This is a genomic window from Pelomonas aquatica (genome assembly GCF_026712205.1).
In the GTDB taxonomy this organism is placed as follows: Bacteria; Pseudomonadota; Gammaproteobacteria; order Burkholderiales; family Burkholderiaceae_C; genus Pelomonas; species Pelomonas aquatica.
Window position 1 is genome coordinate 1 of record NZ_JAPPUW010000036.1, and the last position, 23,953, is coordinate 23,953.

Consider the following 23,953-nt stretch of genomic DNA (forward strand, 5'->3'; position numbering starts at 1 on the left):
GAACTTCTTGGACAGCACCGTCGCGATCGCCGCCGTCAGCGTCGTCTTGCCGTGGTCCACGTGACCGATCGTGCCCACGTTCACGTGCGGCTTGGTCCGTTCAAACTTGCCTTTTGCCATCTTGCGCTCCTGAGGCGAACCCGTTGAGACGAGTAGAAGAAAAAGAGAAATTGGTGGTGCCCATGACGCGGATCGAACGCGTGACCTCTCCCTTACCAAGGGAGTGCTCTACCACTGAGCCACATGGGCATCGGCACGGGTTTGACGCCAGGGATTGGCCGGCAAACCGGTGTCGACGCTTGCCGACCGAGCCGCTCGCGATGGAGCGGGAAACGGGAATCGAACCCGTGTCATTAGCTTGGAAGGCTAAGGTTCTACCATTGAACTACTCCCGCCCTGGGAGCTCTCAACCTCAGATGCCCTCGGCACGCAAAGCATGCTTTGGTGGAGGAGGCTGGATTCGAACCAGCGTACGCAATGCGGGCAGATTTACAGTCTGCTGCCTTTAACCACTCGGCCACCCCTCCTGAGGCAAGCCCGCAACTATAGCACAAGCGCAGCGAGTCACAACAGCGGCCTGACGAGCAATCGCCGACATCGGCGCGTCACGCCTCGATGCAAGGAGCGCCGCACAGCGGCACCAGACCACCACACGGCAAGCCCAGCCTCTCTGCGCACACCGGCGACAGGCGACCAATCCAGCACCAGAACAAGGCCACCCAGCTACCAGCGGAAGCCGTCGGCAAACCCCAATTCGATCGCGCCGGCAAGCGCCTCGTCGCTGGCGAGCAACAATTTTTGCGCACAATAAATACCAATAACATACCAATTTGCCTGAGGCGAAACCGCCCTCACAGAGGGAGGGAACGGCAGCATCGCCCCGCTAGCAAAGGCGTATTCGGGAAAGTCCCTGACTCAGACTGGTAGCAAAGTGGCGTTATCAGTCGTTACAGTGGCATTGCACTGGCTGCACGCGGCTCGCGAGGGCAGACCGGGCAGCAACCGGACTTAAGGTGGTATGCAACTGAGCAGGAAGCCGTCGCCGCCACCCCGATTTCCATGGCCACAACGAGGAACAGCACATGAAGGTCAAGCAGACTCCCATCTCGCAGGCGGTATTCATCGCCCTGCTCGGCATCGGCGGCGCCGCCACGGCACAGCAGGCACCGGCACCGGCACCGGCACCGGCCCAAGCCGAACAGCTGGAAGCGGTCGTCGTGACCGGCATCCGCGCGTCGCAGGAAAAATCCCTGAACGTCAAGCGCAATGCCGACACCCACGTCGACGTCATCTCCGCCGAAGACATCGGCAAGATGCCGGACAAGAACGTGGCCGACTCGCTGGCCCGCATCCCCGGCGTCACCATCCTGAACAGCCCCTCGGGCGGCTCCGGCGGCTTTGACGAGCGCGACCGCGTGGGCCTGCGCGGCACCAACCCCAGCCTGACCCAGACCCTGCTGGACGGCCATGCCGTGGCCAACGGCGACTGGTTCGTGCTGGACCAGACCGGCGCCGGCGTCGGCCGCAGCGTGAGCTTCTCGCTGCTGCCCTCCGAACTGGTGAGCCGCGTCGAGGTGCACAAGAACGCCCAGGCCTCCGACACGGAAGGCGGCACGGCCGGCGCGGTGAACATCATCACCCGCAAGCCGCTGGACTTCTCCAAGTCCCTGACCTTCGAAGCCGGCCTGGGCATGGTCTATGCCGACCTGCCGAAGAAGAACGACCCGCAGGTCAGCGCGCTGTTCGCCTACAAGAACGACGCCAAGACCTTTGGCATCCTGGTGCAGGCCTTCGACGAGAAGCGTCACCTGCGTCGCGACGGCGTCGAGACGATGGCCCACGACGGCGCCAAGGCCCTGACGCCCATCGAGCAGCTGAACCCCGGCCTCGTGGCGGCCAACCCGGCCCTGGCGGGTGCGCTGGTCCCCAACCTGATGGGCTCCGCCTACTTCACGCAGGAGCGTGAGCGCAAGGGCGGCGTGGTCAGCGTCCAGGTCAAGCCGACCAAGGACGTCGACCTGACCCTCACCGGCATGTCGTCCAAGCTCGATGCGGACAACTACAACCGCAACTACATGCTGTCCAACCAGTGGTCGATGGCCAATGCAACGCTGGCCAGCTACGCCATCGACCCCTCGACCCACATCCTGACCGACGCGACCTACACGTCCGCGAAGCCGGCCCAGATCGGCGTCTATGACCTGATCTCGCGCAAGGCCTCGGCCCAGACCGCTTTCATGAACCTGGAAGGCTCCTGGAAGGTCAACGACACGCTGAAGCTGTCGGGCAACGCCGGCACGTCCAACGGCAAGGGCAAGACCGACACGCAGAACGTCTTCGAAGGCGACATCTTCGGCACGGCCGCCAGCTTCAACCTGCACGGCGGCAAGCAGGCTCCGTCCTTCACGATGACGACCTCGCCGTCCGCCGATCCTGGCGTCCCCTTCCAGCTGGACTGGATCTTCGGCGACCAGAACGTCGTCGTGCAGGACAAGGAAACCTGGGCCCAGGTCGACGCCGAGTATGCGCTCGACGCCGGCGTGCTGCGCAGCCTGAAGTTCGGCCTGCGCAACTCCGAGCACAAGCGCTACACCGACGGCCCGATCATCGGCCAGGGCCCGAACTGGGGCGCTCCGGTGAAGGGTTCGAACGGCCTGCCCATCGGCCTGATGAGCAGCGACTACACCCAGTCCTACCCGAGCAATTTCGGCAATGGCCTGGGCAGCGGCTTCCCGACCAACATCCAGTACCCGACGGAGGCCACGCTGGCCGCCTATGACGCGATCAACGCCGTCCGCCCGATCGGCCGCCGTCACGTGGCCAATGAATATTCCGTGAAGGAACGCGTGACCGCCGGCTACGTCCAGGGCAACCTGGAAGGCGAAGGCTGGAGCGGCAACGTCGGTCTGCGCCTGGTGAACACCAAGACCTCCTCGCTGACCTGGGTTCCCACCAAGGACACGACGATGCCCGGCTATGCGGTGTCGCCGTGGTGCGACGGCGGCGGCTGCTATCAGTCGTTCCGTGACAACAACTACACGGACGTCCTGCCCAGCGCCAGCATCCGCATCGACGTGACCCGCAACGTCGTGGCCCGCCTGGCCCTGTCGCGCACGCTGACGCGCCCGGACTACACGGCCCTGTCCGCGACGCAGAGCACCGGCACCTACAGCGACCCGACCGGCCAGGCCGTGGGCACGGGCGCCGCCGGCAACCCGGACCTCAAGCCGGTTCGCTCGACCAACTTCGACGCGAACGTCGAGTGGTACTTCGCGCCGCGCGCCTTCGTGTCGGTGGGCGCCTTCCACATGGAGATGGGCAGCTACATCATCGACGGCATCAAGCGCGCCACCCTGAGGACCGAAGTCAAGAACGGTGTCCCCAACACCTTCATCAACGCGCCGTTCGACCTGACCACGCAGGTCAACAAGGCGGCCAGCGTCACCGGCCTGGAGTTCGCGTTCGAAACGCCGATCGCCAACAACTTCGGCATCAACGCCAACTACACGCTGGCCGACGGCCACGATGAAAGCGGCCACGTGCTGCGCGGCTCGGTCAAGAACACCGCCAACCTGGGCGGCTTCTTCGAGAACGACAGCTTCTCGGCACGCGTGAACTACGGCTATTCGTCGGACAACTACCTGGGCCGCGACCGTGGCACCGACTACTACCAGGCGGGTGGCGGCGTGCTGTCGGCATCGCTGGGCTACAAGCTCAACGACCACTTCGCCGTGAGCCTCGACGCCCAGAACCTGAACGACCCGGTCCTGAAATACTACGGCGACTACAAGTCGGAACCGCGCGCCATCTACAAGAACGGCCGCCAGTTCTACCTGACCGCCCGCGTCAAGTATTGAGATGGGACCGCGCAGAGCCCGCTGCGGGCTCTGCGACGCCCACCAAAATCAAAAGGGGAGCGTGGACGACACGTTCCCCTTTTTCCGTGCCGACCACACCATGAACGACACCGCCACCGTCTTCAACCAGCACGTCGCCGCCCGCCCCACCGGCGGCAGCACACAGGCAGCGCCGCCGGTGCGCCATGTCTGCGTCGTCGGCGGCGGCACGGCAGGCTGGATGACGGCGCTGATGCTGGCCACGACGGCCTATGGCCCGCGGCTGAAGGTGACGGTGCTGGAGTCGCCCCAGGTCGGCATCATCGGCGTCGGCGAGGGCTCGACGCCCTGGCTGCGCGGCTTCTTCGACGGCCTCGGCATCGAGGAGTCGGAATGGATGCCCGCCTGCAACGCCACCTACAAGAGCGGCATCACCTTCGAAGGCTGGTCCACCAAGCCCGGTTTCGAGCGCTACTTCCACCCGTTCGCGTCGATGCTGGACAACATGACCATGCATCAATTCGTGGACAACGTGCATGCGCGGCTGGAAGGCGCGGACGTTGACGCCCACCCGGACCGCTTCTTCGTCGCCGCGGCGCTGGCCCGCCAGGGCCGCGGGCCGCGGGCGCATCGCAACTTCCCGTTCGACATCTGGTATGGCTATCACTTCGACGCGACGCTGCTCGGCCAGTTCCTCGCCGCCAAGGCCGTCGAGCGCGGCGTGCAGCATCTGCAGCGCCATGTCACCCAGGTGCTGCTGAACGAGGGCGGCGACATCGACCGCCTGCAGCTCGACGACGGCGAGACGCTGGCCGCCGACTTCTTCGTCGACTGCACCGGCTTCGCGTCGTTGCTGATCGGCAAGGCCCTGCAGACGCCCTTCATCTCCTATGCCGAGAACCTGTTCAACGACGCGGCCATCGCGATGCCGACGCCGCTCAACGGTGCCATCGAATCGCAGACCGTCTCCACCGCGCTGCGCCACGGCTGGGCCTGGAAGATCCCGCTGACCAACCGCCACGGCAACGGCTATGTCTACAGCAGCGCCCACTGCTCGGCCGACGAGGCCGAGACCGAGCTGCGCCGCCACCTCGGCCTGCTGGACGCCGACGTGCCGGCCCGCCACCTGAAGATGCGCGTCGGCCGCATGGAGAAGCAATGGAGCCGCAACTGCGTGGCCGTGGGCCTGTCGCAGGGCTTCATCGAACCGCTGGAGGCGACCGCCCTGCTCTTCGTGCAGCGCACGGCCGCCGCGCTGGTGGACGCGCTGGAGGCCGGCGACCTCGGCCCGGCCGCGCAGCAGCGCTTCAACGACGGCATGCGCACGCGCTTCGAGAACACGCGCGACTACATCGTGGCGCACTACAAGACCAACTCGCGCACCGACACCGACTACTGGCGCGCCAACGCCGACAACATGCAGCTGTCGGACTCGCTGCAGGGCGTGCTGATGACCTGGATGTCGCGCAAGCCGCTGGCCGCGGGCCTCAGGCAGGGCCGCTTCGGCGGCGGCTATCCCATCGTGTCCTGGTACGCGCTGCTGGCCGGCATGGGCATCTTCCCGGACGCGCGAGACCTGCAGACGCCGACCGCCCACCAGGCGCGGCACCGGCTGGACGCCGTGGACGACTTCGTGTCTCGCAGCGCATTGAACTTCCCCGACCACCGCGAGCTGCTGGCCGACATCCCGCCGCGCGTGGGCGACAAGACGCTGCAGCTCTATCTCTGGTAGCTCAGCGCTTCAGCTGCGCGGCGACGTCCTTGCGGATGGCCTCGTCCTGGGCGGCGTCCAGCGTGCCGAACATGTGGCGCTGACCGTCGGGAATATGGGCCAGCGCCTCGCCGCGCGCGCCGAACACATAGTGCCCGAACAGCGCGCGCCAGCCTTCGCGCTCGGCGTCCGGCAGATGGCGCAGGGCCAGCATGGCCAGCCGAATCGTGGCCAGGTGCAGGTCGTCGCGGCGGCCCGGCGCGGGCGCGGGCCGCCACCAGTAGTTCAGCAGGATGTTCAGCTGCGGCGCCAGCGCCTCGACCTGGTGGAACCACAGCGGCGGGATGTAGATCGCATCGCCCGGCTCCAGTTCGGCCACGACGGCCTGGGCCAGCGCCTCGGCCAGCAGCGGGAACTGCGCCGGGTCGGCCCGGTGCAGGTCGGGCACGACGGACATCGGCGCCGGCGTGGGCGCGTAGTCCGGCGGGCCGAGGTAGAGCAGCGGCGCGCATTGCGGCGGCAGCAACGTGAAGCGGCGCCGGCCGGCCGCCACGCAGGCGATGTTGTGCGAGTCGTCGAAATGCGCTGGAACCGTCGCACGATTGCCGATCCAGATACGCGGCGCGACGCCGGCATCCAGCAGCGGCAGCGCGTTGGCCCGCTCCAGCCCCGGCAGAGCGGCCGACACCAGCGCGCTCTGCGCCGCGAGGCTGGGCGGATCGGGAAAATGGCTGTAGCGCCAGAGCTGCTCGAACAGCGCCGCATAGGGCCGCTTGTCGCGCGTGAAGTTGAAGCCGTCCAGGCCCGGCCTGTAGCTGAAGGCGCGCACGGCCTCGGGCTTGGCGAGCACGGCATCGACGGCCTCGCCCTGGTCGAAACCCATCAGGTATTGCAGGCAGGCCTCCAGGCCGGCACGCCCCTGTGCCACCAGCTGCCAGTCGCCGACGACGCCACGCATCACCACCGGCTCGTAGCCGGCCATCACCTCGCGCTCGAAGCGCTCGCGCGTGACGCCGTGCAGTTCCTTCATCGCTTGCATGCCGGGGATCCTGGTTTCTTCAGCGCCGCCGCGCCAGCGCGCCGTGCCAGGGCGCGGGGATGTGGGCGCCGGGCTCCTGCTCGCGCTGCACGATGTAATGGCCGTACATCGCCGCCCAGGCGTCGCGCTGCGGCTGCGGCAGTGCGTTCATGACCTTGATGGCCTGCATCAGCGCGTTCGCCGGGCTGGGCAGCTGTGCATCTTCGGCCAGGCCGGCCACGGGCCACCAGTAGTTGACCAGCAGATTGACCTTCTCCAGCGCCTCGACCTGGTGGAACCACAACGGCGGGATGTAGAGGGCGTCGCCGGGCTCCATGTCGGCCACCCGAGCCGCAGCCAGCGCCTCGCGGTAGCGCGGGTAGCGCTCGAAGTCCGGCGCCTGGGGGTGCACGACCGAGATCGGCGCGCCCGACGGCGTGTGCTCCAGCGGGCCGATATAGAGGTTGCCCACCTGCTCCGGCGCGAACAGCGTGAAGCGCCGCCGCCCGGCCACGACGCAGGCCAGGTTGTGCGGGTGGTCGTGATGCACGGGCACCGTCAGCGCATTGCCCAGCCAGAAATTGGGCACCACGCCCGGCAGGGCCGGCAATGGGTTCTCGTCGAGGAAGCCCGGGATGACCTCGCCGACCTTGGCGCATTGCGCGGCGATGGCCGGGGCGCCCTGCATCGGCAGATAGGCCCGCAGGTTCGCGATGAACTCGGCCAGCGTCATGCGCGCCTTGACGAAGGCGAAGTCGGTCAGCTCGTCGTTGTAGCCCATCACGCCGCGGGCCGCGGCACGCGTCTTGGTGGCGAAGACCTCGACGCCGCGGTCGAAGCGGGCCAGGTAGTCGCAGATGCCCGCTGCCGCCGCGCGCCCGGCCTGCACGGCCGGCCAATGCGCCACCAGGCTCTTCAGCAGCACGGGTTCGGCCCGCTGCTCCAGGCGCTCCCTGAGTTGCGGCCCGTCGGCCGCCAGCCAGCTCTCCACGCGCTTCATGCCTGCCACCTCAGCTCCCCATCAGGGTCGACATCGCCAATAAACAACGAAATCCGCTCGCCATCTAGACGCCAGTCTAATACCAGTGCAACACCCACAGCCGTCGAGCACAAGGGGAGACATGACGATCTTCATGGGCAACATAGAAACCATCAGGGAAATCACCCAGATTAAATTGGTACCAAAGTGGCGTTATCGCTCATTACAGTGGCATCGCACCGGCCGCACGCCGCCCCTGGACCCGCAGGGGCGCGGCCGGGCTGAAGGTGGCACGCGGCCGGATCGGTGCGGCCCCGCCCTGATTCCATTGACCATAACGAGGATTTGTTCATGAAGGTCAAGCAGACCCCCATCGCGGCCGCCGTGTCGCTGGCATTGCTGGGCGCATCGCTCGCCGCCCAGGCCCAGGAAGCCCAGGCACCTGCCTCCGCGCAGCTGGAGCAGGTGGTCGTCACCGGCATCCGCGCCGCGCTGCAGACGTCGGCCACGATCAAAAAGAACGCCACCGCCATCGTCGACGCCGTGTCGGCCGAAGACGTGGGCAAGCTGCCCGACTCCGACGTCGGCCAGGCCCTGGGCCGCATTCCCGGCATCTCGGTGGGCCGCGACTTCGGCGTCGGCGCCTCGGTCTCCATCCGCGGCACCGATCCGCAGATGACCTACACCACGCTGAACGGCCAGACCGTCGCCTCCACCGGCTGGTACGACCAGAAGGACGTCGACCGCTCCTTCAACTACTCGCTGCTGCCGCCCGAACTGATCGGCGGCATGGAGGTCTACAAGTCCTCGCAGGCCGACATCACCGAAGGCGGCATCGGCGGCACCGTCATCGTCAAGACCCGCATGCCGCTGGACCAGGCCGCGCACACTGCCTTCGCCAGCGTCAAGGTGGGCAAGGGCAGCACCAGCGGCGTCAGCCGGGAGGCCTCGGCCCTCTACAGCTGGCGCAACGAGGCCAAGACCTTCGGCGTGCTGCTGGCCGGCGCTGCGGAGAAGGGCAACTACATCCGCCACGGCATCGAGGCCGACAACCGCTGGAACGGCGACGTCGAGCCCACCGTCTTCGTGCAGGACCGCAAGCGCCAGGCCGTCAACCTGACGCTGCAGGCACGGCCGGTGCAGGGCCTGGACCTGAGCCTGAACTATCTGCACCTGAACTACGACGCCAACAACTCCAACACCAGCCAGTACATCTTCACTGCCGAAGACCCGCAGAACTGCAAGCTGACCAACCCGGTCAACGGCGTGTGCACGCTGCATGTGCGCGGCGCTGCCGACCCCAGCTCCGAGCATGTGTTCTTCCAGAACTGGGTGCGCCGTGCGTCGATGAGCTCGGACAGCCTGGTGCTCAACGGCAGCTGGCGCGGCGAGGGCTACAAGGTCTCCGCCGTCGGCGGCTCGACCAAGGCCGATGGCGGCACCGACCAGACGACCAACTTCGCCTACGTCAACGCGCCGCCGACCGACCCCGATGGCTGGGGCACCGCCAATGCCTTCTCGCCGCTGCCGCTGTGGACGGGCACCATCGACGCCACCGGCAAGAAGCTCAAGCTTTCGCCGTCGTCCAGCCAGAACATCACGCTGAGCAACCTGCCGGCGCAGTCGCAGTCGGAGAGCTGGGCCAACGGCCGCGGCCCCAACCGCGACAAGGAAGACTTCCTGCAGCTGGACGCCAGCATTGACCTGAACGGCGGCTTCCTCACCGCCTTCAAGGCCGGCCTGCGCAGCACCGACCACACCTTCACGAAGTCCGGCCAGGTCGGCCTGTACGCGGCCGCCCCCAAGACCGTGGACACCGCCTCGCTGTTCAGCGGCACCGTGCCGCTCGGCAGCTGGACCGTGGCCAAGCCCAACATCGGCGCCATGCTGGCCGCGGCCGCCGGCAACCTGACGGGCTGGGTGGAGGACCGCTCCGCCTATGGCGTGCTCAACGAGAAGAACACCGCGGCCTACGGCATGTTCGACTTCGAAGCCGAGCAACTGCGCGGCAACTTCGGGCTGCGCTACGTGCACACCAAGGCCACGGCCACGGGCTATGCCTTCGACGGCACACTGTGGCCCACCACCGACCCTAACTACGTCAGCAACAACGACGGCTGGAGCAAGAGCCAGACCAGCCAGAGCGCCAGCTACGGCAAGTTCCTGCCCAGCCTGAACCTCGCCTACGACCTGCAGAAGGACACCATCCTGCGCTTCGCGCTGGCCCAGGCCATGACCCGGCCCAATTTCGCCAACATGTTCCTGACGCAGGTGGTGGGCTTCAACGACAAGAACACGCAGAACGACGGATTCAACTACGGCACGCCCAACCTGAAGCCGCAGACCTCGAACCAGTTCGATCTGGGCATCGAGCACTACTACGGCCGCGGCAACCTGGTCTCCGCGGCGCTCTTCTACAAGAGGATCAGCAACTTCATCACCACCACCACCCAATACCACCAGAAGGTGGGCGTGGTCAGCCCCGACACCGGCCTCGACGACTGGATCCTCACGCGCTACATCAACGCGGGTGGCGGCACGATCAAGGGCACGGAGCTCCAGGTCAACCACGGCTTCGGCAACGGCTTCGGCGTGCAGGCCAACTACACCTATGCCGACGCCAAGGCCCCCGCCAGCTCGTACGAAGACCAGCTCAACATGTTCACGCTGTCGTCCAAGCACAACGTGAACGCGGTGGGCTACTTCGAGAACGAGACCTATATGGCGCGCCTGGCCTACAACTGGCGCTCCAAGTACATGGTCCGCGAGAGCGGCTGGTACGGCAACCGCATGCACGACGCCTATGGCAGCCTGGACCTGAGCCTGGGCTGGAACATCACCAAGCAGCTGCGCCTGTCCTTCGACGCGACCAACCTGCTCAAGACCGACGACCTGCAGTACGGTGTCGCGAATCCCAACAGCACCGTGCGGCCCTCGCTCAAGGCCGGCTTCCCGGCCTGGGGCTTCGACGGAGAGCGCACCTATCGCCTGGGCCTGAGCGCGAAGTTCTGAGCCAGCACCCCCTTGTCTCCCTTCAGCCCGGCAGCCGCCGGGCTTTTTTCCGCCGGCTAGAAGTCGTAGAAGCTGTTGACCGTCAGCCGGCCTGCCCGCGGGTCGGCGCTGAGCCGCCGCGGGTTGACGATGGCCGAATGCAGCAGGCTGCCGCGATAGACGACGAGGCGGTTGAAGCGCGCCCGCATCACGCCCAGCAGTTCGAACCGCGCGTCGGAATCGGCGAAGTAGCGCGCCGGCGCCGGCTGGCGGTCGAGTTCGGCGTAGACGGCGTCGCCATAGCGTTCGCGCCCGTCGGCCGTGATCTGCTGCAGGCCGGTGGCGCGGTGGCGGTAGAAGGCCGTGCCGCCCTGCTGCTCGTCGCAGAGGTAGAGCAGCGCCGCCATGTAGTGCGGCGTGCTGGCGTCGAAATGGGGCACGCGCTGCAGCGGCCCCAGGTCGCCGGGCGCCACCGTCGTCAGCGAGAAGGCGCAGGGCGTCTTCTTCAGCGCCAGCGCGTCGGGCACGCCGAAGTTGATGCGGATCAGCGGATCCAGCAGCGCCGTCAGGCACTCGGAATAGGCCGGCGGCACGGGGGCGCGCAGGCCGGGGTAGCCGCGCTTCTCGTCGAAGCCGGCGCAGGGCTCGAAGCGCGCGCGGCAGGCCGCGTCGGCGAGGGCCTGCGGGTCCGCGAGGAAATCGTCGATGAAGACCACGGCATGCCCGCCGACCTGCACGGAACGCACGTCCGGCGGCATGCGCACGGCGAATGCGTTAGCGCTCATGAAGTTCAGATTTTCCAGTACCAGCCGCGCCGGTCCAGCCGCCAGACGATGACGGCCCAGACCGCGACGAAGGCGACGGCAAAGGCCAGCGACTGGCCCTGCGGCCCGAGCAGCGGGCCCAGCGGCCCGAACACGCCGCGGTAGAGCGGCGCCATCCAGCCTAAGCCTTCGAGCAGCACCGTGCACATCCAGGCCCCGGCGTAGGCACCGATGGCATTCAGGCCGAAAGCACGGCCCCAGGGGCGATGACCGCGCCGGTCGATCCAGGCATGCGCGGCCACGAGGGCCACGGCCGCCAGGCCGCCGGTCCACAGCACGAAGGACGGCGTCCACAACTGCTTGTTGAAGGGCAGCCAGCCCGACCAGAGCCAGCCGGCGAGCGCCGCCGCAAGCCCCGTCAGCATCAGGTCGCGGCTCCGGCCGCGGCGCAGCAGCCCGCCGCAGATCAGGCCGAGCACGGCCGTCGCCAGCGCGCCCAGCGTGGACAGCAGGCCCTCGGGGTCGAAAGCGATGCCGGTGGCGGCGTTCCATTCGTAGGCAAAGCGGCCCAGCACGGCAGTGTCCAGGCGCTGGTTCAGGCCGCCGAGCTTGTCCAGCGTGGGGCCGGACTGCAGCAGCGCGCCATAGCCGGCCAGCAGGGCCAGCAGCAGCAGCCATTGCCCGCGGGCGCGCAGCCGCAGCGCCACCAGGCCCACGGCGATGAAGCAGATGCCGATGCGCTGCAGCACGCCGAGCACGCGGTACTCGGGCCTGTGCATCAGCCACCAGGCCAGCGCATGCAGCAGCAGGCCCAGGCCGAAGATGCGCAGGCCGCGCTGGACGACGGCCGCGCGCAGCGGCCCCGGCGCGGCGCCCGCGTCGACGCGCGGCCCCAAGGCCAGCGCGGCCGACACGCCGACGATGAAGAGGAAGAACGGGAAGATCAGGTCCGTCGGCGTGCAGCCGTGCCAGCCGGCATGCTCCAGCGGCCAGTAGACATGGTCCCAGTCGCCCGGGTTGTTGACGAGCAGCATGGCCGCGACGGTCAGGCCGCGCAGCGCGTCGACCGAGGCGATGCGCCTGGAAGCAGAGCCGCTCATGGCTGCATCGCGTTCATCGCGCCGAGGATTTCGCCGTTGTCCTGGCTCAGCTCCCAAGCGAAGACCCCGGCCAGCCCGGCGCGCCTGGCGAAGGCGACCTTGGCACGCACGGCGCGCGGGTCGTCGTAGCCGACGAAGCGGCCGCCGCCGACCATGGCCCAGGACTGGGTGCGCTTGTCGAAATGGGCCTTCATGCCGGCCAGCGCGTCGATGTCCTTGAAGGGCACCGAGCCGTCCTCGTTGGGCCAGGGCCTGGCATAACTGCCATCGGCCTTGACGCCGTCGAAGCCGCGGCCGTACATGGCCACGCCGGCGACGAGCTTGGCCGCCGGCACGCCCTCGCGGCGGAGGTTGGCCACCGCGGCCTCCAGGCTGGTGTCGTCACCGGGCCTGGCGCTGCGCAAGGCGCTGTGGTGGGCGGCCTTCTTCGTCCACGGGCCGGCGAAGTCGTAGGTCATCATGAAGACGAGGTCCAGCGACTGCGCCGCGCGGCCCATCGGCATGCGGGCCAGCTGCTCCCGTGTCGTGTTGATGGCCGCGGTCAGCGCGTAATGGCGGCCCGCCTCGCGGCCCAGCGCATCCAGGCCCGCGCGCAGTTCGCCCAGCAGCAGCACGTAGTCCTCCGCATCGGCCGGGCTGCCCAGCGCCACGCCGTTGACCGCACCGTTGGAGCCGGGGTGCTCCCAGTCGATGTCCAGGCCGTCGAAGACCGGGCGGGCGCGCAGCCAGTCGGTCGCATGCTTCACGAAGGCCGCGCGGCCCTGGGCTGTGGCGGCGAGATGGAAGAAGGGATCGGAGCCGCCCCAGCCGCCGACCGAGGCCAGCAGCTGCACCTGGGGGTCGCGCTGCTTCAGGCGCTCGAAGGCGGCCGTGAAGCCGGCCTGCTCGGCATGCGGCGCGATGCCGAAGCCGGGCTGGCCCTGGCAGGCCTGGGCGTCCTGGGCGCGCTGGCCCTCGCCGCAGATCAGCAGGAAGGCATAGAGCAGATGCGTCACGCGGCCCGGCTGGAGTTGGTCGACGGCGTCGACGCCGTGCTCGGCCAGCACATAGGCGCCGACGACCGGCCGGGTCTGCACCTGTGCCTGGGCCAGGGCGGCTGCCAGGGCCAGCGCCGCGATGAACAGCTTTTTCATAGATTGCATTCGCTGGTCAGGCCCGAATCGGGCACGGTGTCGATGCGCGCCCGGCCCTGGCGCTGCAGTTGCGCGGCGCGGGCCTGCATGGCGGCGGGGCTCAGCGTGCGGCCGGCCTCGTGCAGCACCCAGTCGACGTCGAACTCGTAGCTGCGCGGCGCGCCCTCGGGGGCGCCGGCGGACAGCCAGTGGTTGAAGCTGATCGCCATCGGCTGACTCGGCACGTTGCGGCCGCTGTGCTCGCCGATGAGGCGGCCGTTGACGTAGTGGCGCGTGCGCGTGGCCTCGACCTGCACGGTCAGCAACTGCCAACCGTCGAAGCTGCCCTGCAGGATGGACGCCTGGTTGAAGGACTCCCAGGGCTCGATGCGCACCGTGTGCCAGCTGACGCCGTAGAGCCGCGTCTCGGGCTCGCCCCAGCCGCCGTGGGGCAGGTATTCGAAGTCGACCTCGCTGAAGTCGGGGTCGTAGTCGTGCTTGAGCGGGCCGGCCAGGAAGAAGCTCTGGATGATGGGGTCGCGCGAGCCGGCCGTGTCACGGAAGCGCACGCGCGCCGTCGTCGTGCCGATCAGGAACTTGCGTGCCGCGCAGAGCTGGGCCAGCGCCGTGCTGGCGGGGCTGCCGTCGGTGGACAGCCTGAGCTTCAACAGGCCGCCTTCCAGCGCCAGCTGCTGCGGCGCGAAATGCGAACCCGGCATGCCCGGGTGGCCCGTGCCCTCGCGCAGCACCCAGCCGCTGGCGCGCAGCGCGTCGAGGTCCTTCTGCTTGAAATCGTCGAAGAACTCGCCGGCCGCGAAGGCCGGCGCGGCGGCGGCCAGCAGGGCCAGCAGCGCTGCCCTCATGCGGGCACCGCCTCGCCCTGGGGCGCCGCGGCACGCGGCATCGGCACCCACAGCAGCAGCAGCAGGGCCGGCAGGCCGCAGCCGATGGTCCACGCGAAGAATTGCTGGTAGCCCATCGCGATCTGGATGTCGCCGCTGATGGACTTGGCGAAGATGAATCCCAGCTGCATGACGCCGGAACCCAGCGCATAGTGGGCCGTCTGGAAGCGGCCCGGGGCCACGGCCTGCATGATGTAGAGGATCATGCCGACGAAGCCGAAGCCATAGCCCAGCATCTCGACGCCGACGGCCGCGCCGATGTGGGCCATGTCCTGCGGCAGCGCGCTGGCGAGGTAGTAGAAGGTCGCGTTGGGCACGCCCATCGCGATGACGAGCAGCGGCATCGCGCGCTTCAGGCCCAGCCGGCTCGTCAGATAGCCGCCCAGCACCGAGCCGACGAGGAAGGCGCCCGTGCCCACCCAGCCGTAGACGTCGGCCACCTGGCCCGTCGTCAGGCCCAGGCCGCCCTTGTCGCGCGCCTCCAGCAGGAAGAGCGGGCCGATGGTCTGCACCTGGCCTTCGGCGAAGCGGAACATCACGATGAAGAGCACGGCCAGCCAGATGCCGGGCTTCTTGAAGAAGTCGATGATGACCTCCTTCAGCAGCGCGGAGACGCCCGAGGCGGTCATGTCGCTGTGCTCGGTGCTCAGCGTGCCGGGCAGGAAACGCGCGTTGTAGGTGGCCAGCACGGCGACCAGCACGCACAGCATCGCGAACACGCTGGACCAGGCGTTGAACACGCCCATCTCGCCCTCCAGATAGCCGGCCAGCTTCAGCACGACGCCGGTGACGAAGAAGCGCGCCCCGTTGAAGAAGGCGCCCTGCCAGCCCGCATAGGTGGCCTGGCGCTTGGGCTCCAGCGAGGCCATGTAAAGGCCGTCGCAGGCGATGTCGTGCGTGGCCGACGCATAGGCAATCAGGAAGAGCACGACGATGGCCGCGCCGAACCAGTGCGGCAGGTGCAGGGCCAGGGCCATCAGGCCCAGGCCGGCGGCGCCGGCGTATTGCATCGCGACGACGATGAGCTTCTTGCTGCGCGCCAGCTCCAGGAAGGGGCTCCACAGCGGCTTGATGGCCCAGGCCAGTCCCAGCACGGCGGTCCAGCGCGCGATCTGGTCGTTGCCGACGCCCAGGTTCTTGAACATCAGGCCCGCGATGAGCATGACGACGAAGAACTGCATGCCCTGCACGAAGTACAGGGAGGGAATCCACCTCATGGGGGTCTTGATCGGCTCCATCACTGCAACCCTTGCGGCGCGCGGCCGGTGGCTTGCACCCGGCCTTCCAGCCAGGCCTTGAGGCCGGCCAGCGCGCCGGGCGCGAAGCCCCAGCTCAGCACGGTCGGGCCAGCGACGTCCAGCGCCTGGTAGGGGTTCCACAGCGACAGGTGCAGGTCGGGTCGCCACTCGCTCGCCGCGAGACCGTAGCGGGCGCGGCGCGTCGACACCAGCACGTTGGTGCGGCCGTCCCTGGGCACGCGGGTCCAGTCGAGCTGCGCGATGTCGTCCACCATCTGAACCTGCGCATCGGCGAAGGCCTCGAACAGCGCGACGGCCTGGCGGCCGGTCGGGCCGGCTTCGGAGACCATGTCGGTCGGCACGTCGCCCTGCACGATGACCCGAATGGGCGCCGTCAGTGCCGGTGGCCTGGCGCCGCGCAGCGCGGTCAGGCCGGCGGCCCAGGCCTCGGCCATCAGTTCATGGTCGGCCGCGCGGGCGGCGTCGTTGGCCACGGCGCGCGCCGGGTAGGCCGCGGCCAGGCGGTCCAGCCGGCCTGCGGCGGTCTCGCCCTGCTCGGCGGTCAGCCGGCCGCTGGCGAAGGCCTGGCGCAGCGCGTTGATGGCGACCCGCTGCTCGGCCAGCGAGCCCTGGGCCAGCACCATGTCGGCGCCGGCCTCGATGGCCATCACGGCGGACTTGGCATAGCCGAAGCGCTCGGCCACGGCCTTCATCATCAGCGCGTCGGTGATGACGACGCCGTCGTAGCCCCAGTCCTGGCGCAAGATGCCGCCGATGAGCTGCGGCGACAGCGTGGCCGGCCGGTCGGGGTCGATCTGCGGGTAGACGATGTGGGCCGTCATCATGGCCGGCGCCTGCGAAGCCAGCGCCTTGAAGGGCACCAGCTCCAGCGCATTCAGCTCGGCGCGGCTCTTGTCGACGGTGGGCAGCGCGTGGTGGGAGTCCACATGCGTGTCGCCATGGCCGGGGAAATGCTTCACGCAGCAGGCCACGCCCTCGCTCAGCGAGCCGCGCATCCACGCGGCGGCCAGCCGGCTGACCTTGACCGGGTCGCTGGAGAAGCTGCGCTCGCCGATGACCGGGTTGGCCGGGTTGTTGTTGACGTCCAGCACCGGCGCGAAGTTCCAGTTGATGCCCAGCGACTTCAGCCCGCGCGCGACCGCCGCACCCACGGCCTCGGCCCGCTCGGCATCGCCGCTGGCGCCCAGGGCCATGGCCGACGGCGGCTGCGGCAGGAAGGTCACGCGCACGACGGCACCGCCCTCCTGGTCGATGCCGATCAGCGCCTGCGGGCCCAGCACTTCGATGAGGTCGGCCATCAGCGCGCGCACCTCGCCCTCGCTGCCGATGTTCTTGCGGAACAGGCAGACGGAGCGGATCTTCTGCTCGCGCAGGAAGGCGGCGGTCTCGGCGTCCAGCGACTTGCCGGGAATGTCGACCATCACGAGACGGCCAGGGTCAAAGGTGCTCATGGCGGTCTCAGTGGGTCTTGGTCACTTTGGCCAGATTCGGCGGCACGTCCGGGTTGAAGCCGCGCGCCCGCGCCAGTGCCTCGACCATCGGATAGAAGCTCTGCACCAGGGCGATGGGGTCGAGGTCCTCGTTGCCCGTCGTGGCCAGCGGCAGCTCGGCGCCGGGGGTGCCGAGAGGCGCCGCCAGCAGCACGCGGCCGCCGCGCGAACGCATTTCCTCGGCGATGGCCAGCAGGCCGGCCTGGGCCGGGCCGCGCGGCGCGAAGACGAGCAGCGGATAGCCGTCGCGCACCAGGGCCATGGGGCCGTGCTTGACCTCGGCGCCCGAGAAGGCCTCGGCCTGGATGCCACAGGTCTCCTTCAGCTTCAGCGCCGCCTCCATCGCGACGGCCAGGCCGGTACCGCGGCCCAGCACGAACAGGCGGTCGGCCCCCTGCAGCACCGGCAGGGCGGCGCTCCAGTCAAGCCTGGAGGCCTGCTGCAGCGCGATGGGCAGCACATTGAGCGCGGCACGCAGCGCGTCGTCCTGCTGCCAGGCGGCGACGACGCGGGCGCCGGACACCAGTTGGGCGATGTAGCTCTTGGTCGCGGCCACGCTCTTCTCGGGGCCGGCGTGCAGCTCGAACACATGCTCGGCCGCGGCGGCCAGCGGCGAGCCGCTGGCGTTGACGAAGGCCACCGTGCGGGCGCCGCCCTTGCGGAAGAATTCGGTCGGCGCGATCAGGTCGGGGCTCTGGCCCGACTGCGAGAAGGCCAGCGACAGCAGGCCCTCGCAGTGGATGCGGCTCTGGTAGAGCGTGATCAGCGACATCGGCAGCGACGTGACCAGCCGGCCCAGGCGCGCCATGACGAGATAGGCCAGGTAGTGGGCTGCGTGGTCCGAGCTGCCGCGCGCGATGGTCAGCACGCTGGACGGCGGCTGCTCCTGCAGCGCCTGGCCCAGGCGGGCATAACTGAGCGGGTCGGCCGCCAACTGGCGGGCCACGGCATCCGGCGCGCTCAGCGCCTCTTCAAGCATCAGCGACGACATCGATCTCTTCACCTTCCACAAACACGCGCCGCAGCTCCAGCCCGGCATCCATCACGACCACATCCGCCCACGCACCCGGGGCGAGGCGCCCGCGGTCCGCCAGGCCCAGGTAATCCGCCGCCGCGGTCGACACGCGCCGCACGGCGTCGGTCAGCGGCAGCGCAAGGCGCTGCACGAGGTTGCGCAGGGCCTGGTCCATCGTCAGTGCACTGCCGGCCAGCGTGCCGTCGGCCAGGCGCACGCCGCCCAGGCATTTGCGCACCGTGTATTCGCCGAGGCGGTAGTCGCCATCGGGCATGCCGGCCGCGGCGGTCGAGTCCGTCACGCAGAACAGGCCCGGGATGCAGCGCAGCGCCGCGCGAATGGCGCCGGGGTGCACATGCAGCAGGTCGGGGATGAGCTCGGCGTGTTCGCCGTGGGCCAGCGCCGCGCCGACCATGCCGGGCTCGCGGTGGTGCAGCGCGCTCATCGCGTTGAACAGGTGGGTGAAGCCGGCCGCGCCGGCGCCCAGCGCGGCCACGCCGTCCTCGTAGCTGCCGTTGCTGTGGCCGATCTGCACGCGGATGCCGGCATCACGCAGCGGACCGATCAGCGCCAGGTGGCCGGGCACCTCGGGCGCCAGCGTCAGCACCTTGATGGGCGCGAGCGTGTTCAGGCGCAGCACCTCGTCCAGCGTCGCGGGGATGGCGTGCGCCGGTTGGGCGCCAAGGCGGCCGGGGTTGATGTAAGGGCCTTCGAGGTGCGCGCCGAGCACCCGCGCCGACTGCGCGCCGCGCTCGCGGCAGACCGGGCCGAGGGCCCTCAGCGCAGCCTCGATCTCGCCGATCGGCGCGGTCATCGTCGTCGCCAGCAGCGCCGTCGTGCCGTGGCGCGCATGACGGCGCGCGATGGTCGTGATGGCGTCGCCGCCTTCCATCGTGTCGCGGCCACCGCCGCCGTGCACATGGGTGTCGACGAAGCCGGGCAGCAGCAGCGGCCGGCCGTCTTCGCCGGCGCTTGCCGTGTCGATGGGCGTGCCGGCGATGGCCGCGATGCGGCCCTGCGCCATGTCCAGCAGGCCGCGGATCACGCCCTGGGGCGTGACGATGTCGCCTTCGATTCGCATCAGTGCTGCCGCCATGTGGTGATTGACACGGGCCGAGCGCCGGGCCGCTCCCAAGCCGGCCCGTCATGGCGATGTACTCGTTGGACGAGGGGTCTCATCAATCCCGCCTCATTTCAGCGACGAAGTCGTAGTAGTCGCTGCGGCAGTAGGAGTGGGTCAGCTCGACGGCCTGGCCCGAGGACAGATAGCCGACGCGGGTGATGAAGAGCACGGCGGCGCCCAGCGGCACTTCCAGCAGGCCCGCCAGCTTGGCGTCGGCGTTCAGCGCGCGGATGTGCTGCAGCGCGCGCACCGGGGCGCGCTCGCCGAGGTGGGTGTAGAGCGAGGACTCGACCTTCTGCGGGTCGGCCAGCACCGACTGCGGCAGCACCGAGACCTCGTAGGCCATGACGACCTGATCGGCCAGGCGCAGCCGCTCCAGGCGCGCGACGCGCTCGCCGCTCTTGAGCTCCAGCGACAGCTGCTCGTCCGGCGCGGCCGGCGTGAAGCCGCGCAGCAGCCAGCGCGAGCTGGGCACGAAGCCGCGCTGGTGCAGCTCCTCGGAGAAGCTGGTCAGGCGCGTCAGCGGCTGCTCCAGCTTGGGCGCGATGTAGTTGCCCGAGCCGCGCTTGCGGATGATCAGCCCCTGCTCGACGAGGCGGTCGATGGCCTTGCGCGCGGTGACGCGCGACAGCTCCAGCTGCTCGGCCAGCACGCGCTCCGAAGGCAGCGCCTCGTCGGCATGGAAGACGCCGTCGCGGATGGCCTGGGCCAGGGCCTGGGCCAGTTGCATATACAGCGGCGACGCCGCGTTGGGATCGGGCTTGAAGTCGAAGACGGCAGCACTCATGCGGGGGCCATTTCCTGCTGTTGGATGAGCCAGAGGGCGCCGGCGGCGGCGTCGCCCTGGGGTTCGACGCGGCGCGACTGCAGCGCCGGGCCGAGGCGCTCCGCGAGGCGCAGCGCGATGCTGCCGGCCAGGGCCAGCGGCAGCGTGGGGTGGACGGCGGCGGCCAGCGCATCGAGCGCACGCGCGGCCTCGTCCAGCAGCGCGACGGCGGCGGGGTCGTCGGCCTCGTGCTCGAAGACCAGCGGCGCCAGGCTCGCGTAGCCGCCCTGGCCGGCCGTGGCACAGAAGCCCAGCAGATCCTCGCGCGTGGTGCCGGCCTGCCGCCAGACCGACTGCACCAGCGGCCCCGCGCCGGCGCGGCTGTCGTAGGCGGCCTGGGCCAGTTTCATGGCCTGCTGGCCCAGCCAGGCGCCGCTGCCTTCATCGCCGATCTGCCAGCCCCAGCCGCCAGTCATGCGCCGGCTGCCGTCGGGCAGCAGGGCCTCGGCGACCGAGCCGGTGCCCGAGATCAGCAGCGCGCCGGGCCGGCCGCCATGGGCGCCGAGCAGGGCCGCGAGGCCGTCTGTGACCAGCGTGAAGCGGGCCACGCCGGGATCGGCCGCGACAAAGGCCTGCAACTGCGCCGGCACGCCCGTGCCCGACAGGCCCAGGCCGAGGGCGCAGTGCTGCAAGTCCAGGCCCGGCACCTCGGCGCAGGAAACCGCGTCGGCAATATGCCGCCAGGCCTGCCCGGCCCCCTGGCCCAGCGCCGATGCGCCGGATTCGCCGCGGCCGAGGATGCGCCCCTGGGCGTCGGCCACGAGGGCCCGGGTGCTGGTGCCCCCGCCATCGATGCCGACCCACCAGCGCACAGGCCGGCCGGAGTCGCGGGAAGTGAGGAGAGAGGGATCGAGAACGAGGGGCATGATCGACGGGATTCAGTCGATACCACTCTAATACCAACGATGGGGGTCGTCAATTGGTTTTAAACTGGTCTACGACCGCCGGAGTAGGCTACGGGATAGCCCCAATCCGGGTGCGGCGCACCCTCGGAATCGACAAGAATACCAGTGAGAAACCAACCCGAAACCGCCGCCGTGTTCACCCTCCAACCCGCCGCCAGCGAGGCCCTGGCCGACCTGCTGGGCCGTATCGCCCGCGTCGCGCACCGCCACCCCGCCCTGGCCGACCGGCTGCTGGAGGCGCTCAGCCGCAATGCCTTCGCGAGCGGCGACACCGCGGCGGGCGTGGACGCACTGTACGCCCGCTTCGGCCTGCTGGAGCCGCGCGGCCGCGCGCTGGAGCTGCTGCCCGCGCTGGAGCAGGCCGGCGCGCTGGCCGCCGCCGGCCATTTCCCGGTGCAGGCCGCGCGCGTCTGCGAGGCGCTGGGCCGCATCGCCTACCAGCAGGGCGAGTACCAGCTCGCCAGCGAACAGTGGTCGCGCGCGCTGGATCTCGCCGAGGTCAGCGGCCACTGCCAGGCCGGCGTGGCCGCGCGCATCGGCCTGGGCCAGGTGCATTACGCCCAGGCCGACTGGGCGCGCGGCCTGCGCCAGATGCGCGATGCCGGCGAGCATCTGGCCGGCGTCGACGACAGCTACCTCGCCGCCAAGCTGGCGCTGAACATCGGCGTGGGCAGCTTCGAGACCGGCGACCTGCCGGCGGCCGAGCGGCACTTCAGCCATGGCCTCGCCGCCGCAAGGCGCGGTGGCCACCACATCTTCGAGGCCGAGGCCCACTGGCACCTGGCACGCGCGGCGCTGGCCCGCCAGCGCATGGACTGGGCCGTGGCCGACTGCCGGCTGGCGCTGGACATCGCCGCGCGCCAGGGCTACCCCTGGCTGGAGGCCGCCGCCAGCCGCACCTGGACCGAGATCGCGCTGGCCCGCGGCGACAACGCGGCCGCCGTGCGCTCGACCCGCCACGGCCTCGCGCTGGCCCAGCGCATCCAGGCGCGCGCCCAGGCCCGCCAGGCCCATCTGCAACTGGCCGAGCTGCTGCAGGCCGAGGGCGACGCCGCCGGCGCGCTCGACCACCTCTGGCAGCACCTGGCCCTGCAGTCCGAGATCGAGCGCCTGAGCCTGCCGGCACGCGCGACGCTGGCCGCGCCGCCGGCCGACGAAGGCGGCGCACCGCTGACGCCCGAGGAGCTGCTGCTGCATCTGTGCGGCCGGCGCCAGCGCCTGGCCGCGGCGCCGCCGGCCGAGGCCCTGGCCGAGCTGAAGGCGGCCGGCTGCCGCATCCTCGGCCTGGCCCGCGTGGTCCGCTGGCAGCTCGGCGACGGCGGCCTGAGCGCCGGCGACCAGCCGCGCTATCTCGACCTGCTGACCCGCCACGGCGCGCCGCTGGCCCTGCCCGATGCGGCCCTGCACCCCTGCCACGCCGAACTGGCCGGCCTGCCCGGCGCGGCCGAGGCGCGCATCGAGATGCCGCTCTACGACGGCGCCCAGCTCGTCGGCGCGCTGTGGTTCGTGGACGCCCACGCCACGCGCGCCTGGACGCGGCAGGAACTGCTGATCGCCAGCCAGCTGGCGCTGTTGTTCGAAGCCATACGGCGCTGAGGCCGTCGTCACCGGCATTTCATGCCGGCATGACAAGCTGGCGACGGAGATGTCCTCCGTCCTGCACGCCACCCACCCGCCCCGTCGCCCCGCCCTGCCGCGCGGCTTCGGCCTCCTCATCGGCGCGCAGTTCGCGTCGGCCCTGGCCGACAACGCGCTGCTCATCGTCGCCATCGCGCTGCTGCATCAGCAGGGCTTCGCGATGTGGTGGGCGCCGCTGCTGAAGGTGGGCTTCATGGCCGCCTATGTCGTGCTCGCGCCCTGGGTCGGGCCGCTGGCCGACGCCTTCGCCAAGGGTCGCGTGATGGCGGCGATGAACCTCGTGAAGATCGCCGGCCTGGCGCTGCTGGCCCTGGGCCTGCACCCGGTCGCGGCGCTCGCCGTCGTCGGCCTGGGCGCGGCGGCCTATGCGCCGGCCAAGTACGGCCTCATCACCGAGCTGGCCGAGCCGGAAGCCCTGGTCAAGGCCAACAGCTGGATCGAGATCACCGTCGTGTCGGCCGCGCTGCTGGGCGCGGTGCTGGGCGGCGCGCTGGTGAGCCCGGCCTGGCTGGCCTCGGGACTGGCGGATTTCTGCGACGGCCTGGACCTGCCGGCGGACAAGCTGACCGGCTCGCTGGCCGCGCTGCTGCTGATCTACGCGGTGTCCAGCGCACTGAACGCCGGCATCCCGGACAGCGGCCGGCGCCAGCGCAGCGAATCGCACGACGTGGGCGCGCTGCTGCGCGAGTTCCGCGCGGCCAACCGCCGGCTCTGGCGCGACCGCGAGGGCGGCCTGTCGCTGGCCGCGACGACGCTGTTCTGGGGCGTCGGCGCGACGCTGCAGTTCGCGGTGCTGCGCTGGGCCGGCGTTGCGCTGGGACTGCCGCTGAGCCAGGCCGCCTATCTGCAGGCGGCCGTGGCCGTGGGCGTCATAGTCGGCGCGGCGGCGGCAGGACGCTGGCTGGCGCTGCACCAGGCGCGGCACGGGCTGTGGGCCGGCGTCGTGCTGGGCCTGCTGATGCCGGTGGTCGCGCAGGTCAGCGATGTCGGCCTGGCCGCGCTCGTGCTCGCGCTGGTGGGCGGTGTCGGCGGCGCGATGGTCGTGCCCCTGAACGCGCTGCTGCAGCACCGCGGCGCCGTGCTGCTGAGCGCGGGGCGGTCGATTGCGGTGCAGGGCTTCAACGAGAACCTGAGCGTGCTGGCGATGCTGGCGGCCTATGCGGGGTGCGAGGCGGCGGGCGTGCCGATTGGCGTGACGCTCAGCGGGCTGGGGACGTTGGTGGCGGCTTCGATCCTGGCGCTGATTGGGGTGGATCGGCTTCGGCGGAGCTGAACCGGGCGCCC

Annotated in this window: 18 protein-coding genes and 3 tRNA genes; 5 read left to right on the plus strand and 16 right to left on the minus strand. The window is 69.9% G+C overall.

The window, feature by feature from the left end:
- The 4 genes from NYP07_RS23070 to NYP07_RS23085 all read right to left on the minus strand — a co-directional run.
- A partial coding sequence (locus NYP07_RS23070; protein WP_017452634.1) for a GTP-binding protein occupies nt 1-120 on the minus strand: 120 nt, incomplete at its 3' end.
- A 54-nt stretch (nt 121-174) separates the two neighbouring features.
- A tRNA-Thr gene (locus NYP07_RS23075) sits at nt 175-249 on the minus strand.
- Between the two features lie 72 nt (nt 250-321).
- Nucleotides 322-395: transfer RNA gene (locus NYP07_RS23080), tRNA-Gly, on the minus strand.
- Between the two features lie 47 nt (nt 396-442).
- Nucleotides 443-527 (minus strand) — tRNA-Tyr (locus NYP07_RS23085).
- Nucleotides 528-1,082: 555 nt separating this feature from the next.
- Here NYP07_RS23085 and NYP07_RS23090 point away from each other — a divergent pair.
- Nucleotides 1,083-3,857 (plus strand): TonB-dependent receptor, encoded by a 2,775-nt coding sequence (locus tag NYP07_RS23090; protein ID WP_268154409.1) that lies wholly within the window; start codon nt 1,083-1,085, stop codon nt 3,855-3,857.
- A gap of 100 nt (nt 3,858-3,957) precedes the next feature.
- Nucleotides 3,958-5,568, plus strand: coding sequence for a tryptophan halogenase family protein (locus NYP07_RS23095; protein WP_268154411.1), 1,611 nt, complete (start codon nt 3,958-3,960; stop codon nt 5,566-5,568).
- A gap of 1 nt (nt 5,569) precedes the next feature.
- On the opposite strand, the gene NYP07_RS23100 is transcribed toward NYP07_RS23095, so the two are convergent.
- Complete coding sequence (locus tag NYP07_RS23100; protein WP_268154413.1) at nt 5,570-6,586, minus strand: cupin-like domain-containing protein; 1,017 nt, start codon at nt 6,584-6,586, stop codon at nt 5,570-5,572.
- A gap of 19 nt (nt 6,587-6,605) precedes the next feature.
- Nucleotides 6,606-7,565, minus strand: a complete 960-nt coding sequence (locus tag NYP07_RS23105) for a cupin-like domain-containing protein (RefSeq protein WP_268154454.1) — start codon at nt 7,563-7,565, stop codon at nt 6,606-6,608.
- Between the two features lie 330 nt (nt 7,566-7,895).
- Here NYP07_RS23105 and NYP07_RS23110 point away from each other — a divergent pair, with 330 nt between their 5' ends.
- Nucleotides 7,896-10,556 carry a TonB-dependent receptor gene (locus tag NYP07_RS23110; protein WP_268154415.1) on the plus strand — a complete coding sequence of 887 codons (2,661 nt, stop codon included), beginning with the start codon at nt 7,896-7,898 and terminating at the stop codon, nt 10,554-10,556.
- 56 nt (nt 10,557-10,612) lie between these two features.
- Here NYP07_RS23110 and NYP07_RS23115 read toward each other — a convergent pair whose 3' ends face one another.
- The 10 genes from NYP07_RS23115 to NYP07_RS23160 form a co-directional block, all read right to left on the minus strand.
- The gene (locus tag NYP07_RS23115) at nt 10,613-11,320 is read right to left on the minus strand and encodes a DUF6445 family protein (protein ID WP_268154417.1); all 708 of its coding nucleotides are present in this window, start codon (nt 11,318-11,320) and stop codon (nt 10,613-10,615) included.
- 5 nt (nt 11,321-11,325) lie between these two features.
- Nucleotides 11,326-12,399: an acyltransferase family protein gene (locus NYP07_RS23120; RefSeq protein ID WP_268154419.1), complete on the minus strand. Its 1,074-nt coding sequence runs from the start codon at nt 12,397-12,399 to the stop codon at nt 11,326-11,328.
- Nucleotides 12,396-13,532, minus strand: coding sequence for a glycoside hydrolase family 18 protein (locus tag NYP07_RS23125; protein WP_268154421.1), 1,137 nt, complete (start codon nt 13,530-13,532; stop codon nt 12,396-12,398). Before NYP07_RS23125 ends, NYP07_RS23120 begins: the two co-directional genes overlap by 4 nt.
- Nucleotides 13,529-14,374 (minus strand): glycoside hydrolase family 16 protein, encoded by an 846-nt coding sequence (locus NYP07_RS23130; protein ID WP_268154423.1) that lies wholly within the window; start codon nt 14,372-14,374, stop codon nt 13,529-13,531. The genes NYP07_RS23125 and NYP07_RS23130 overlap by 4 nt, the downstream gene beginning before the upstream one ends.
- Nucleotides 14,371-15,630, minus strand: a complete 1,260-nt coding sequence (locus NYP07_RS23135; protein WP_268154425.1) for an MFS transporter — start codon at nt 15,628-15,630, stop codon at nt 14,371-14,373. Before NYP07_RS23135 ends, NYP07_RS23130 begins: the two co-directional genes overlap by 4 nt.
- Before the next feature lie 20 nt (nt 15,631-15,650).
- Complete coding sequence (gene nagZ / locus NYP07_RS23140) at nt 15,651-17,123, minus strand: beta-N-acetylhexosaminidase (RefSeq protein WP_268154427.1); 1,473 nt, start codon at nt 17,121-17,123, stop codon at nt 15,651-15,653.
- Nucleotides 17,124-17,130: 7 nt separating this feature from the next.
- Nucleotides 17,131-18,153: an SIS domain-containing protein gene (locus NYP07_RS23145; RefSeq protein WP_268154429.1), complete on the minus strand. Its 1,023-nt coding sequence runs from the start codon at nt 18,151-18,153 to the stop codon at nt 17,131-17,133.
- A complete protein-coding gene (nagA, locus tag NYP07_RS23150) occupies nt 18,134-19,258 on the minus strand; it encodes an N-acetylglucosamine-6-phosphate deacetylase (protein ID WP_420852399.1) in 1,125 nt (374 codons plus the stop codon). Before nagA ends, NYP07_RS23145 begins: the two co-directional genes overlap by 20 nt.
- A 97-nt stretch (nt 19,259-19,355) precedes the next feature.
- Nucleotides 19,356-20,087 carry a GntR family transcriptional regulator gene (locus tag NYP07_RS23155; RefSeq protein ID WP_268154433.1) on the minus strand — a complete coding sequence of 244 codons (732 nt, stop codon included), beginning with the start codon at nt 20,085-20,087 and terminating at the stop codon, nt 19,356-19,358.
- Nucleotides 20,084-20,992, minus strand: coding sequence for a glucosamine kinase nucleotide-binding domain-containing protein (locus NYP07_RS23160; protein ID WP_268154434.1), 909 nt, complete (start codon nt 20,990-20,992; stop codon nt 20,084-20,086). The genes NYP07_RS23155 and NYP07_RS23160 overlap by 4 nt, the downstream gene beginning before the upstream one ends.
- Nucleotides 20,993-21,163: 171 nt before the next feature.
- On the opposite strand from NYP07_RS23160, the gene NYP07_RS24080 reads away from it, so the two are divergent.
- Both NYP07_RS24080 and lplT read left to right on the plus strand, forming a co-directional pair.
- Nucleotides 21,164-22,627 carry a GAF domain-containing protein gene (locus tag NYP07_RS24080; protein WP_268154436.1) on the plus strand — a complete coding sequence of 488 codons (1,464 nt, stop codon included), beginning with the start codon at nt 21,164-21,166 and terminating at the stop codon, nt 22,625-22,627.
- Nucleotides 22,628-22,676: 49 nt separating this feature from the next.
- Nucleotides 22,677-23,942, plus strand: a complete 1,266-nt coding sequence (lplT, locus tag NYP07_RS23170) for a lysophospholipid transporter LplT (protein ID WP_268154438.1) — start codon at nt 22,677-22,679, stop codon at nt 23,940-23,942.
- The last annotated feature ends 11 nt before the right edge of the window (nt 23,943-23,953 follow it).